Source organism: Duganella sp. CF517, assembly GCF_900110275.1.
In the GTDB taxonomy this organism is placed as follows: Bacteria; Pseudomonadota; Gammaproteobacteria; order Burkholderiales; family Burkholderiaceae_D; genus Rugamonas.
The window spans coordinates 1,572,855-1,585,420 of the sequence record NZ_FODC01000001.1 but is presented as its reverse complement, the minus strand read 5'-3'; the positions used below and the strand labels follow the sequence as shown (position 1 = coordinate 1,585,420).

The 12,566-nt window shown below is 68.1% G+C and carries 11 protein-coding genes; 7 read left to right on the top strand and 4 right to left on the bottom strand.

Features of this window, described 5'->3' with window-relative positions:
* Positions 1–40: 40 nt before the first annotated feature.
* Positions 41–1,282, top strand: coding sequence for an extracellular catalytic domain type 1 short-chain-length polyhydroxyalkanoate depolymerase (locus tag BMX85_RS06935; RefSeq protein WP_090314999.1), 1,242 nt, complete (start codon positions 41–43; stop codon positions 1,280–1,282).
* 87 nt (positions 1,283–1,369) lie between these two features.
* Here the strand turns inward: BMX85_RS06935 and BMX85_RS06930 are convergent, their stop codons facing one another.
* Together BMX85_RS06930 and BMX85_RS06925 are read right to left on the bottom strand one after the other, a co-directional pair.
* Positions 1,370–2,374 (bottom strand): alpha/beta fold hydrolase, encoded by a 1,005-nt coding sequence (locus tag BMX85_RS06930; protein ID WP_090314997.1) that lies wholly within the window; start codon positions 2,372–2,374, stop codon positions 1,370–1,372.
* A gap of 121 nt (positions 2,375–2,495) precedes the next feature.
* Positions 2,496–3,791 carry a putative Na+/H+ antiporter gene (locus BMX85_RS06925; protein WP_090314995.1) on the bottom strand — a complete coding sequence of 432 codons (1,296 nt, stop codon included), beginning with the start codon at positions 3,789–3,791 and terminating at the stop codon, positions 2,496–2,498.
* 137 nt (positions 3,792–3,928) lie between these two features.
* Between BMX85_RS06925 and imuA the strand changes: the two genes are divergently transcribed.
* The 3 genes from imuA to BMX85_RS06910 are packed head-to-tail and all read left to right on the top strand — an operon-like array spanning position 3,929 to position 6,885.
* The gene (imuA, locus tag BMX85_RS06920; RefSeq protein WP_090314993.1) at positions 3,929–4,654 is read left to right on the top strand and encodes a translesion DNA synthesis-associated protein ImuA; all 726 of its coding nucleotides are present in this window, start codon (positions 3,929–3,931) and stop codon (positions 4,652–4,654) included.
* On the top strand, positions 4,587–6,065 hold the full coding sequence (locus tag BMX85_RS06915) for a Y-family DNA polymerase (protein ID WP_090314992.1): 1,479 nt from the start codon (positions 4,587–4,589) through the stop codon (positions 6,063–6,065). The genes imuA and BMX85_RS06915 overlap by 68 nt, the downstream gene beginning before the upstream one ends.
* A gap of 52 nt (positions 6,066–6,117) precedes the next feature.
* Positions 6,118–6,885 carry an alpha/beta hydrolase family protein gene (locus BMX85_RS06910; protein WP_090315311.1) on the top strand — a complete coding sequence of 256 codons (768 nt, stop codon included), beginning with the start codon at positions 6,118–6,120 and terminating at the stop codon, positions 6,883–6,885.
* 70 nt (positions 6,886–6,955) lie between these two features.
* Here BMX85_RS06910 and BMX85_RS06905 read toward each other — a convergent pair whose 3' ends face one another.
* Both BMX85_RS06905 and BMX85_RS06900 read right to left on the bottom strand, forming a co-directional pair.
* The gene (locus BMX85_RS06905) at positions 6,956–7,303 is read right to left on the bottom strand and encodes a hypothetical protein (RefSeq protein ID WP_090314991.1); all 348 of its coding nucleotides are present in this window, start codon (positions 7,301–7,303) and stop codon (positions 6,956–6,958) included.
* Positions 7,304–7,359: 56 nt separating this feature from the next.
* Complete coding sequence (locus BMX85_RS06900; protein ID WP_090314989.1) at positions 7,360–9,240, bottom strand: M61 family metallopeptidase; 1,881 nt, start codon at positions 9,238–9,240, stop codon at positions 7,360–7,362.
* A gap of 237 nt (positions 9,241–9,477) precedes the next feature.
* Here BMX85_RS06900 and BMX85_RS06895 point away from each other — a divergent pair, with 237 nt between their 5' ends.
* The 3 genes from BMX85_RS06895 (at position 9,478) to BMX85_RS06885 (ending at position 12,555) form a co-directional block, all read left to right on the top strand.
* A complete protein-coding gene (locus BMX85_RS06895) occupies positions 9,478–10,140 on the top strand; it encodes a hypothetical protein (protein ID WP_090314988.1) in 663 nt (220 codons plus the stop codon).
* 189 nt (positions 10,141–10,329) lie between these two features.
* On the top strand, positions 10,330–10,788 hold the full coding sequence (locus BMX85_RS06890) for an Hsp20 family protein (protein ID WP_090314987.1): 459 nt from the start codon (positions 10,330–10,332) through the stop codon (positions 10,786–10,788).
* 222 nt (positions 10,789–11,010) lie between these two features.
* Positions 11,011–12,555 carry a DegQ family serine endoprotease gene (locus tag BMX85_RS06885; RefSeq protein WP_090314985.1) on the top strand — a complete coding sequence of 515 codons (1,545 nt, stop codon included), beginning with the start codon at positions 11,011–11,013 and terminating at the stop codon, positions 12,553–12,555.
* Positions 12,556–12,566: the final 11 nt, after the last annotated feature.

Below are 12,566 nucleotides of genomic sequence, written 5' to 3'. Positions count from 1 at the left end.
GTTTCCGGGGTAGACTTTATGGCAACAGGAGGTCGATCCGATGAAGAGTGCCGCTGGTTTGCTGCGTAGTCTGGTGCGTACCGGCACACGACAGAGTAAGTCCGTCAACAAATTGATGACGGCGCTGTTCAAGGCCGCCACCCCGCCCGCGCCCAAGCGCAAGCGGGCGCCGGCGGCCAAGGCCGCCAAGGTCAAAGTCGTCAAGCCCATAGTCGCCAAGCCCACGGTCGCCAAGCCCACGGTCGCCAAGCCCACGGTCGCCAGGGCCGCGACGGTGGCCGTCAAGCCGGTCAGGGTGCCGCCGGCGAGGGCGGCCAGCGCCAAGCCCCGTGCCGCCGCGCCGGCGCCCAGCGTGCCACCGGCGCCCGGAAAGTGGCTGGCCTCGCACTACGCGACGCCGGCCGGCGTGGGCACGCCCGCGCATCGCCTCGGGTACTGGCTCTACCTGCCCAACAATATTCCCGCCCAGGCCGCCCGCAAGGGCTTGCCGCTGGTGGTGATGCTGCACGGTTGCCAGCAGACCGCCACCCAGTTCGCGCAGGGCACGCGCATGAACCGGTGGGCCGAGCAGATGGGCTACGCCGTGCTCTATCCGCAGCAATCGGTCGGCTCGCACGCGCAGCGCTGCTGGAAGTGGTACGACCGCGCCACGCAGGAGGGCGGCGGCGACGTGCCGCTGATCGTCGGCATGGTCAACAAGGTGATGACCGAATACGCGATCGACCGCTCGCGCATCTATATCGCCGGCATCTCGGCCGGCGCCGGCATGGCCAACATCGTCGCGCTCAACCACCCGCGCTTGTTCGCGGCGGTCGGCATGCACTCCGGCCCCGTGTTCGGCGCCGGCCACAGCCAGATGGGCGCGCTGGGCGTCATGCAGCACGGCGGCGGCTTGCGCGCCGACCTGGCGGTGCGCGAAGTGCTGATGCGCCAGCCGCATTTCCCGGGCATGCCGATGATCCTGATCCAGGGCGAGGGCGACAGCGTGGTGCGCCCGATCAACCAGACGCAGCTGATGCGCCAGAGCCGGGCGCTGAACGGCATCGGCGCCGTCGCGCAACCGAAGACCACGCTCAAGTCGCAGGGCCGGGGCGGGCGCCACAACGCCCACCGCATCGACGATTTTTACGACGGCAGAAAGCTGCTGCTGCGCGTGGCGCAGATCGAGCAGCTCGAGCACGCCTGGAGCGGCGGCGACGAAACGCTGGCCTACAACACCAAGGCCGGCCCGGACGCCAGCAAGATGATGATGCAGTTCTTCAACCGCCACCAGCGCGCCTAACCCCGGGGTCAAGTCTGTCATTCGGACACGGCCTCAGCGGGCGCGTGCTTGTGCCCGTGTCCGATTGTCAGACTTGACCCCGATGTGCTAGTTGATTTGGTGGAGCATCTCCAGCACCGCCGCCGTGACGACCGCCGGCTGCTCGCTTTGGATGGCGTGCCCGGCGCCCGGCACCACGCGTTGCGCGCCCCTGGTCGACAGCGCCGCGAGCTCCTTGTGGATCGCTTCGTTTTCATCCTCCATGGCCTTGTTGACCGCGCTTTGCGGCCGGCCGGGAATGGCGTACGGGCTGACGCCGCGCGTGAGCACCAGCAGCGGCAGGTCGCCGAAGGGCTTGCGCAAGGCGCGCAGCTGGTCGTCGCTGGCGCCGAAGCCCTGGTATTCGCCCACCACCGTGCGCCAGTACGAGGGCTTCTTCATCGCCGCCAGCACTTGCGGACCCAGCACCGGGCCGTAGAAGTCGGCCGGCTCGCCGATGCAGTCGGCCAGCGCCCGGCCGCCCGGCTTGAAGCCTTTGCCCGCCGCGCGCAGGCATTCGGCGTTGTGCGCGGCCACCATCGCGTAGACCTTGTCGAGCATGCCGCCGGAGGCCTTGTTGGTGCGCGTGCTTTCATCCTCGGTCTGCGGCTCGACCAGCACCATGCCCGTGACCTCGCCGGGATAGCGGTAGGCGAACACTTGCGCGTTGGCGCCGCCGATCGAGTTGCCCACCAGCAGGTACGGCGGCTTGATGCCGGCGGCGGCCAGGCCCTGGTGCAGGTCCTCGGCCACGTGTTGCGATGTGTTGGGGCGCTTGGACGGGTCGCTGAAGCCGTAGCCGGGACGGTCGTAGGTGCAGGCGCGCGTGTGCCTGGCCACTGCCGGTTGCACCTTGAACCAGGCCCAGCCGGCATCGCCGGCCGGACCGTCGAACAGCACGGTGGTGGCGCCGCTGCCACTGCAGTACAGGTTGAGCTTGCGCCCGCCGATGTCGACCCGCAGCTGCGGCTTGGCGAAGGCGCCGTCGGTGCCCGGCGCGTCGGCCGCCCGGGCCGACGGCGCCAGGCAGACGGCGGCGCCCAGCAGCAGGCCACCGAGGGAGGGTGTGTTCATGGTCGCTCCTTGGCTAAACAGTTGATGGGTGAAAGGTTGCACCCTGGAAGGTAGAGGGTAGGCGAATTTTAACGATCTGGCATCTTTTTTTGACAAGTATCGCCACGCGCCACCATCGGGCTCACAGCAGCAGGAAGGCGGCCGCCGCGACCACGGTCGGTCCCAGCGCGCCGAGCAGCAGGCCGACGGCGCCGATCGATTCGTCGCGAAAGCCGCGCCGCAGCAGCGCCGCGCCGGCCGGGTTGGGCGCGTTGGCGATCACGGTCAGGCCGCCGCCGGCCACCGCGCCGGCCATCAGCATGTACTGCGACGGCGCCGAGATGCCCTCAATCAGCGAGCCGAGGTAGGTCAGCGCGGCGTTGTCGGTGATCGCCGTCAAGCCCAGCGCGCCGAAAAACAAGGCCAGCGGCGACAGGCTGGCGACGATGGGTTGCAACCACCATTGCTGCATGCCGCCGAGCACCACCAGGCCGGCCAGGAAAAAGCCCACCAGCAAGCCCTCCTTGATGATCAGCGGATGCTGGTAGCGCTGGTAGGCCGTGGCGAAGCCGAGGAACAGCATGAACAGGCCGAGGAACAGCACCGGATGGTGGCCGAGCACGACCACCCCGGCCAGGAAGCCGAGGTGGATCAGCGTGACCGGCCACGGCACCGGCGGCGCCCCGTCCGCGGGCCCGTCCGGCGCGGGGACGCCGCGGGATGGGGCGCCCGGCGCCGGGGCGCCGGCCGGCGCGCGCAGGTGCGGGCGCAGCAGGAAGCAGACGACGCCGGCGTTGAGCGCCACCGCCAGCGCCGCCTTCCAGCCGAAGCGGGTCGCCATATACAGGCTGTCCCATTGCCAGGTGGTGGCCACCATCAGCACCGGCGGCGCCGCGTACGCGGTCAAGGTGCCGCCGATCGAGACGTTGACGAACAGCGCGCCGAGCGCGCCGTACTTGAGCCACTCGGGCAGGTCGCGGCGGAACACCAGCGGCGCCAGCATCAGGGCCGCGAGAGTCATCGCGGCCGGCTCGGTGATCAGCGAGCCGGTCAGCGGCACCAGCGCCAGGCCGAACCACGACAGCGCCAGGTCGGTCGACAGCGGCAAGCGCGCGGCCACGGCGCGCAGGGCGCGCCGCACGATGTCGAGCACCGGGCGCGAGGCGGCCACCACCATCACGGTGAAGACGAACAGCGGCTCGGCGTAGTGGCGCGTCTCGGCGTAGGCGATCGCCGCGCCGGGCCCGTCGAGCACGGCCAGGGCGGCGATCAGCACGAAGGCCCAGAAGCCGAAAACGACCTCGACCTCGCCCAACAGATGGAACAGGCCGGCGTGGCGGGGATGGCGGCGCGCCAGCACGCCGAAGGTTTTGGCGGCGAAGGTGTGGAGCAGGGCGAGGCCGAACAGGACCGCGCCCACCAGTTGTATTGTGTGCAAAATATTATCCTGGTGATGTTTCTTTGGTGTCATGTTACAGCATGCCGCGCGCCAAACATATTCGGACTTGCCAAAACCGGATCGAGATAGTACTGTGTATTTGTACAGTATTTGCGCTAAAATGCGCTGGTGACATCATGAATCCTTCCGCCTCCGCCCCGGCTGCCATCGCCGCGCCCGAAACCGTCCATCCGTCGCTGTGGCGGGCGTCGCAACTGGCGCACAGCGCCACGCGCTGCGTCGACACCGGCTTTGCCGCGTTGTCGGCGCAGTTGCCCGGCGGCGGCTGGCCGCTGGGCACCCTGATCGACTTGCTGGTGCAGCAGCACGGCATCGGCGAGTTGCGCCTGTTGCGGCCGGCGCTGGCCGCGCTGGGCAAGCGCCCGATCGTGCTGCTGCAGCCGCCGCACGCGCCGCAGGCGCTGGCGCTGGCCGCGCTGGGGATCGAACCGTCGCAATTGCTCTGGATCCGCGGCGGCGCCGGCGGCAAAGGCGGCGACACCCTATGGGCGGCCGAGCAGGTGCTGCGCAGCGGCTGTTGCGGCGCGCTGTTGCTGTGGCAGCAGCACGCGCGCGGCGAAACCTTGCGCCGGCTGCACCTGGCCGCGCAAAGCGCGGACACGCTGTTTTGCATGCTGCGGCCGCTGGCGGCGGCGCAGGACGCCTCGCCGGCGCCGCTGCGGCTGTCGCTGACGGCCGCCGCCGGCGGCGTCGACGTCGGTTTCGTCAAGCGGCGCGGGCCGCGGCGCGACACCCCCTTGTTTTTACCGTTAACCCCTTCTTTGCTACAACGCCATGCGCCTCTGGATCGCCCTACACCTGCCCCGGCTGCCGCTCGAAGTGTTTTGCCCGCGCTGGTCTGACGACCACTGCACCGTCGTGCTCGAGCAGGAGCGGGTGGCGGCGCTGGCCGATTCGGCGCGCGCGGCCGGCGTCGAAGCGGGCATGCGGCGCGGCGGCGCGCTGATGCTGGCGCCGCACGCGCAGTTCCAGCAGCGCGCGCCGCAGCGGGAAGCCGAGGCGCTGGACGCGGTGGCGATGGCGCTGCTGCGCTTCACGCCGCAGCTGGCCATGGCCGAGGAGGCCACGTTGCTGCTCGACGTGGGCGCCAGCCTGCGCCTGTTCGGCGGCGTGCGCCCGCTGTGCCGGCAGATCGCCGCCAGCCTGCGCGCGCTCGGTTTCACCGCCACGCTCGGGTGCGCGCCGACCGCGCGCGGCGCCTGGCTGCTGGCGCGCGCCGGCGCCGGGCGCGCGCTGACGGTGGCGTCGATGGCGCGGCGCCTGGCGCGCCTGCCGGTGGACCTGCTGCCGCCGGCGCGGCCCTACCTGGCCTGGCTGGAGGGCATCGGCTGCCTGAGCGTGGGGGCGGCGCGCGCGCTGCCGCGCCCGGGCCTGCAGCGGCGCTGCGGGCGCGCCCTGCTCGACATGCTCGACGACGCCCACGGCGAGCGGGCGGAATTGCACCAGTGGCTGGCGGCGCCGGCCAGCTTCCGCGCCAAGCTCGAATTGTTCGACCGGGTCGAGCAGGCCGACGCCTTGCTGTGCGGCGCGCACCGGCTGCTGCTGCAACTGACCGGGTGGCTCAGCGCGCACCAGTTCGCCGTCGAGCGCATCGTCCTGTCGCTCGAGCACGAGCGCGGCCGGGTGGCGCGCGCGCCGACGATGATCGAGGTGGTGCTGGCCGAGCCGACCTGGCGCGACGAGCACCTGGTGCGCCTGCTCAAGGAGCGGCTGGCCAAGCAGACGCTGGAGGCGCCCGTCATCGGCCTGTGCCTGGAGGCGCCGCGGGTGCGGCCGATGGCGCCGCCGAGCGAATCGCTGTTCCCCGAGCCGGGCGGCAGCAAGGAGGACTGGCAGCGCCTGCTCGAGTTGCTGACCGCGCGGCTGGGGCCGGAGAACGTGTTGCGGGCGGCGCCGCGCGCCGATTACCGGCCCGAGCACGCCAACGCCTGGGTCGGCGCGCACGACAAGATACGGCCGGCCGACGCCCGCGCGCAGCTGCCGCCGGACCTGCCCAGCCTGCCGCGCCCGGCGTGGCTGCTGGCCAAGCCGATCGCCCTGCTGATGCGCGACCACCGGCCGTTCTATGGGTCGCCGTTGAAGATCGTGTCGACCGGCGAGCGCATCGAGGCGGGCTGGTGGACCGAGATGCAGACGCGCGATTATTTCATGGCCGAGGGGCGCGACCACGCGCATTATTGGCTGTACCGCGAGCGCGGCGGCAACGACGCCGAGGCCGTCACGCGCTGGTATTTGCATGGATTGTTCGGCTGACATGGCGGCCGGGGTTGAGGTATTCTTGACGCAACTTATCGAGGGACACCACATGCGATCACAACGACAGGAATTCCCCGGCGCCGACGGCGCCAAACTGGCCGCGCGGCTCGACGCGCCCGACGGCGAGCCGGCCGCCATCAAAGCGTACGCCTTGTTCGCGCACTGCTTCACGTGCGGCAAGGACGTGTTCGCCGCCAGCCGCATCGCCCAGGCGCTGACCGCCCACGGCATCGCCGTGCTGCGCTTCGACTTCACCGGCCTGGGCGCGAGCGAGGGCGAGTTCGCCAACACCAATTTCTCGTCCAACCTGGCCGACCTGGTGGCCGCCGCCGACTTCCTGCGCGCGCGGCACGCGGCGCCGCGCCTGTTGATCGGCCACAGCCTGGGCGGCGCGGCCGTGCTGGCCGCCGCCGACCAGATGCCGGAAGTGGCGGCCGTCGTCACCGTGGCCGCGCCCAGCGACCCGTCGCACGTGACCGGCCTGTTCAGCGCGCACCTGGACGCGATCGCGCGCGACGGCGAGGCCCAGGTGCAACTGGCGGGGCGCCCGTTCCGCATCAAGCGCCAGTTCGTCGAGGACGCCGGCGAGCACAATTTAAAGGGGAAGATCGCGGCCCTGAGGCGGGCCTTGATGGTGATGCACGCGCCGGGCGACGACACGGTGCCGATCAGCAACGCTGTCGAGATCTTCACGGCGGCCCGGCACCCGAAAAGTTTCATCTCGCTCGACAGCGCCGACCACCTGCTGACCCGGCGCGAGGACGCCGTCTACGTGGCCGACCTGATCGCCGTCTGGAGCCGGCGCTACCTGGATTGACGCGCGCCGCCGGCGCGCTTAGTCACAACCGCTTAGTCAACCGCTTAGTCAACCGCTTCATCACAACCGCTCACTCGTCGCCGAATTCCTCGGCCAGGTCTTTCCAGCCCTTGCCGGCGGCGAAGGTGTTGAATTCGTCGGGCGATTCGAGCACCAGCAGCTTGCCTTCCTGCAGCACCGGATCGCCGGCGCTCAGCGCCGGGCCCTTGTAGCCGACCGTGCGCAGCTGCGCGACGACGGCGTCGATCAGGGATTTGTCCTTGTGCAAGCCGCTGATCGAGCCGGCGAAATCGACGTAGACGTCGATGGCGCCATAGCCTTCGTCGAAGATGCGGATCGCCTTGGCGTCGTGGGCACGGCCGGAGCCGTCGGTGGCCTTGAAGGGGCCGCTCAGTTGGATGTCGGTGTCTTTGTTCATACCGCCAGCATACACCAAAACCGACCGAAACCGCCCGTGCGGAACAGGCGCGCGGCTTACTTCAGCGGCTTGAGGATCGCCTCCAGACGGTCCGGCGCGCCCGCGATGCGCTCCAGGCGCGGATACTTCAGGCCGCCGTGGTAGTCGAGCGCGTAGGTCTGGTACAGACTGCCTTTTTTGACCAGCAACTGGATCGGCTCCTTGCCGTCCTTGGCGGCGGTGACCGCCGCGCGCAGCACGTCCGGCTTGTAGGCGCGGCCGTTGACGGCGAGCAAGGTCGAACCGCCGGACATGCCGGCCTTGAAGCCGACGCCCTCCCACATGAACGCCTCGAGCTTGCCCTCGGCGCCCACCGAGAAGCCCAGCGAATACTGGAAGTTGGCCGACTTGCCCAGCTCCTCCTGGGCCTTGAGGAACGGCGTTTGCTGCTCGGCGTAGACCAGTTTCCAGCCGGCGCGCGCCAGTCCGTCGAGCGGCGCGCCGGGGCCGTGGCTTTCCACGCGGCTGCGCAGGAAACCGGCCCAGTCGTACGGCTGCACCGCGTTCAAGGCCGCCACCAGCTGGTCGAACGTGTAGTGCTTGGCGACGCGGGCGCCGTCGTCGACGCCGAAGAAGGCGCGCGCGAAATCGTCGAGCGAGCGCTTGCCGTTGGACAGCTCGCGGATGCGGGTGTCGGCGTCGAGCCAGATCAGCTGGCCTTCCTGGTAGTAATCCTCGCCGCGCTGCCAGTTGTTCCACACCTGCGGGCGGCGCGCGTTGACGATCGGATCGTAGGTGGTGTCCTGCACCGCGCGCCACTCGCGGCCCTTGACGTTGTCGAGCCGCGCGGCCGAGGCGGCCAGCAGGTCGCGCGTGTTTTCCGGCTTGATCAGCCCGGAGCGCGCGGCCAGCACCGCGCCCCAGTACTGGGTCTGGCCCTCGTACACCCACAGCAACGAGTTGTCGAGCGGCGTGTTGAAGTTGGGCACGTCCTGGCCGGCCGGGCGGCGGAACTTGCCGTTCCACGAGTGCACGAATTCGTGCGACAGCAACTCGCGCCGCGCCTCGTACTTGGCCCATTCGGTGAAGTAGCCCAGCTTGACGCCGTTTTCGCTCGACTCGTGGTGTTCGCGGCCGATGCCGCCGAATTCGTCGCTGATGGCGAACAGGAAATCGTAGTGGCGGTAGTGTTTGGAGTCGAACAATTTATAGGCTTGCTGGATCAGCGCGCGGTGCGGCGCGATCTGTTCCGGCGTGGCCGCCAGTTGCTCGGCGCTGTCGGCCACCATGTTCAGGTGCACCGGCACCTTGGCGCCCGGATCGAGGTCGACGCGGCGGAAATAGCGGCCGGCGAACAGCGGCGAATCGAGCAGGGTTTCCAGGTCAAGCGGCTTGAAGGCGATCTCGTCGCCGTTGCGCGCGGCCGTCTGCAGCGCGCTGCCGAACTGCCAGCCGGGCGGCACGGTCAGGTTCGGCTGCACGGTGATGTTGCGGCTGCGGTAACCGGCCGGGTACAGCGCCAGCGATTGCCATTGCACGCCGAGGATGTCGGCGGTGAAGGTGGTGCGGCCCTGGTTGGCCTCGATCGGCGACAGGTACTGGAATTCCACGTCGATGGCGCTGGCGCCGGCCGGCACGTCGATGGCGAAGGCCCAGACGTCGAGCGGATCGCGCTTCCAGTCGAGCGGCTTGCCGTTGGCGCTGACCTTCAGGCCGGCGAACTGGTTGAGCGCGCCGCTGGGGCCGTGGTTGGCCACCACCCACTGCGGATAGAGCAACGTCAGCTTGCCGGGCTTGGCCGGGATGGTCTGGCGCACGCGGAAGATTTGCTGGGCGAAGTTGCTGGCGTCGACCTTGAGCACGATGGTGCCCGGATAGGGCTGCTCGGAGATCGTTTCTGCCTGGGCGCTGAAGGCGGTGGCCAACAGGACGGCAAGGGCGGCACGGATAGGGGGCATGAGGCGGCGGGTAGGAAAGGTTAAAGGGTTGGGCAAGAGAAAGAGTTTAGCACGCGGGCACGTGGGCAAATGCTCCGGGAATACATCGGGGGGGACGCCCCACCGGGCCCCTGCGGGAAGTGTTCGATTTATTTTTCTATTTCCTTCTATTTTTCTCTGCTTTCGCGGAGGTGGAACCCCCAGCGCCTAAGCAGGTCTAAATAGAGAAAAGCAGAACAAAATAGAAGGGAAAATCGAATGAAATCTACAGTGACCGTGCAGCTGGAAACCGGCACGCTGCTCAAGCTGATCAACCGGCTCGCTGAGCTTGGCGGCACGCAGGACTTATCGGAGGGCGTGTCGTCGGCGATCGATTGTTGGCTTGCCGAACAAGCTAAACTGGCTACCGGCTGCGACCCGGCGAGTGCGCGCGGCTACCAGTGGAAATCGGTGTTTTTGCCCGAGGGGACCGTGCTGCGTTCCTGGAGCTACGGCGATCACAATTATGCCCGGGTCGAGGGGGATCAGATCATCCACGAGGGAAAGTCGGTGTCGCCCAACCAGTTCGCGCAATCGTTCGCGCGCACCACCCGCAACGCCTGGACCGATTTGTACATCCGTCGTCCTTGCGACAAGCGGTTCACGCTGGCCTGCCGGTTGCGCCAGCAACTTGCGGAGCAGGCGGCAAGCCCGGCCGAGCCGGCGCCGCCCCCAGGCGCGGCCGCGATGATTCCCGAAACCACGGTGATGGCGATGTTCGCCGCGATGCGAGCCCAGGCGCAGTCGTACCAGGGCGCGCCGCAAGCCTGGCAGCACGACGCAGCGCCGGAGTCCCCACGCGATCCCACGCCGGGTCCCGGATGGACGTTGCCCGAGCGCCGCAAATTCCGTTTCCGACTGGAAGACGTCGCGTTTGACTAAGCGGTTGGGGCGGGGGCGGTCGGCAGCGCAAAAAAAATCCAAAAATTTTTAAAAAAAGTGGGCCGCTGGGGATGTTGAAGGCGTTTTTCAAGGCCTTGAAAGCCCCAAAAAGCGACCTATATCGGACTCAGTGGTCGCCCAGATGGGGGCCACGATTCCATATCGCTTAACTTGAAAAGGATATTTATCATGCGTACTTTTGACCTCACTCCTCTGTATCGTTCCGCTATCGGTTTTGATCGTCTGGCACAACTGCTGAACGATGCCCAGCGGGGAGATTCCGCACCAAGCTACCCACCTTACAACATCGAGCTGGTCTCCGAAGACAAGTATCGGATCGTGATGGCGCTCGCCGGTTTCGACCGGTCGGAAATCGACATCACCTTCGAACGCGATTCGCTGCAGGTTGTCGGCCGCAAGCAGAAGGACGCCACCGAGCGCACCTATCTGCACCGCGGCATCGCGGCGCGTGACTTCGAGCAGCGCTTCCAGCTGGCCAACCACGTCAAAGTGACCGGCGCGTCCTTCGACAACGGCATGCTCACCATCGAATTGGTGCGCGAAATTCCGGAAGCCCTCAAGCCACGCAAGATCGTCATCGATGGCAGCGACAACGTCGCGGCCCTGGAGCAACGCCAGGCGGCGTAATCCGGTGGTAGGGTGTGCGCCTTCGGTGGCACACGAGTAGGACCAACTGGCCGGTTTATCCGGCCAGTTGCACGTCCGCCGCCGGCCCGGAGCCCGCCCCCGATCTTAATTAAATTGCATTGTTTGTAAGAATTTGTATCGATAACAGAAGTTAAGTGGCGTCTAAGTTTTTTGCCTCATATTGAATACATCTACAAAACCTCATTCAATTCAGGAGTGCATATGTCCCAAACTACTTCGTCCGGATCGAAGACCGCCAAGCGCGCAGTCGCCGCCGTGGCCGTGCTGGCCGCGATCGGCGCGGGCGGTGCGGTGGTGGTCCACCAGAATAGCGCCACGGCCGCCGGCGCCGGCGCTCCTGTCGCCGCGATAGCCGCCGCGCCCGCCGCCGCCCAGGGCGCGCCCGTGGCCGTGCCGGCGCCCGGCATCTCGCTGCCGGACTTCAGCGTCGTGGCGGCCCACAACGGGCCGGCCGTGGTCAACATCAACGTCACCGGCAGCGTCAAGACCTCGTACGACGGCAACGGTCCGCAAGGCCGGGGCGGCGACGCCTTCGGCGACGACCCGTTCATGGAGTTCTTCCGCCGCTTCCAGGGCCAGCAGCAGCCGCGCGGCCAGCGCGAAATGCCGACCCACGGCATGGGCTCGGGCTTCATCATCAGCGCCGACGGCATCATCCTGACCAACGCCCACGTCGTGCGCGACGCCCGCGAGGTGGTCGTCAAACTGACCGACCGCCGCGAATTCCGCGCCAAGGTGCTCGGTTCCGATCCGAAGACCGACGTCGCCGTGCTGAAAATCGACGCCAAGAACCTGCCGGTGGTGCCGCTGGCCAAGAGCGACAACCTGAAGGTGGGCGAATGGGTGCTGGCGATCGGTTCGCCATACGGCCTCGACAATACCGTCACCGCCGGCGTCGTCAGCGCCAAGGGACGCTCGCTGCCGGACGACTCGTATGTGCCGTTCATCCAGACCGATGTCGCCGTCAATCCCGGCAACTCGGGCGGGCCGCTGTTCAATACCCGTGGCGAGGTGGTCGGCATCAACTCGCAGATCTACAGCCAGACCGGCGGCTACCAGGGCTTGTCGTTCGCGATCCCGATCGACGTCGCCACCAAGATCAAGGACCAGATCGTCTCCAAGGGCAAGGTCGAACACGCCAAGCTGGGCGTGACGGTGCAGGAGATCGACCAAAGCTTCGCCGATTCGTTCAAGCTGGCCACGCCAGAGGGCGCGCTGGTGGCCAACGTCGAACGCGGCGGCCCGGCCGACAAGGCCGGCCTGCGTCCGGGCGACGTGGTGCGCACGATGAACGGCCAGAAGATCGTCGCCTCGATCGACCTGCCGGCCATGGTCGGCCTGGCCGAGCCGGGCTCGAAGATCAACCTCGAGGTGTGGCGCAACGGCAAGCTCGTGCCGCTGGCGGCGACCCTGGGCAACGCCAACGACAAGGCCGCCACCTTCGCCGACCGCGGCGAGCGCGCCGACCAGGGCACCGCCAAGCTGCGCCTGGGCTTGTCGCTGCGTCCGCTCGACCAGACGGAGCGGCGCCAGTCCGGCATTCCCGGCGGCCTGGTGATCGAGGACGCCGGCGGCGCCGCCGCCAACGCCGGCATCCAGCCGGGCGACGTGCTGCTGTCGGTCAACGGCCTGGCCGTCAACACCGTCGACCAGGTGCGCCAGGTGGTCGACAAGTCCGGCAAGTCGGTGGCGTTGCTGATCCAGCGCGGAGATGAGAGAATCTTCATCCCGGTGCGGCTGGGCTGATCGGGGCCAAC

Coding starts and splice junctions, on each gene's coding strand:
- BMX85_RS06935 (WP_090314999.1), top strand. CDS start 41: ATGAAGAGTGCCGCTGGTTTGCTGCGTAGTCTGGTGCGTACCGGCACA.
- BMX85_RS06930 (WP_090314997.1), bottom strand. CDS start 2,374: ATGAACACACCCTCCCTCGGTGGCCTGCTGCTGGGCGCCGCCGTCTGC.
- imuA (WP_090314993.1), top strand. CDS start 3,929: ATGAATCCTTCCGCCTCCGCCCCGGCTGCCATCGCCGCGCCCGAAACC.
- BMX85_RS06915 (WP_090314992.1), top strand. CDS start 4,587: ATGCGCCTCTGGATCGCCCTACACCTGCCCCGGCTGCCGCTCGAAGTG.
- BMX85_RS06910 (WP_090315311.1), top strand. CDS start 6,118: ATGCGATCACAACGACAGGAATTCCCCGGCGCCGACGGCGCCAAACTG.
- BMX85_RS06905 (WP_090314991.1), bottom strand. CDS start 7,303: ATGAACAAAGACACCGACATCCAACTGAGCGGCCCCTTCAAGGCCACC.
- BMX85_RS06900 (WP_090314989.1), bottom strand. CDS start 9,240: ATGCCCCCTATCCGTGCCGCCCTTGCCGTCCTGTTGGCCACCGCCTTC.
- BMX85_RS06895 (WP_090314988.1), top strand. CDS start 9,478: ATGAAATCTACAGTGACCGTGCAGCTGGAAACCGGCACGCTGCTCAAG.
- BMX85_RS06890 (WP_090314987.1), top strand. CDS start 10,330: ATGCGTACTTTTGACCTCACTCCTCTGTATCGTTCCGCTATCGGTTTT.
- BMX85_RS06885 (WP_090314985.1), top strand. CDS start 11,011: ATGTCCCAAACTACTTCGTCCGGATCGAAGACCGCCAAGCGCGCAGTC.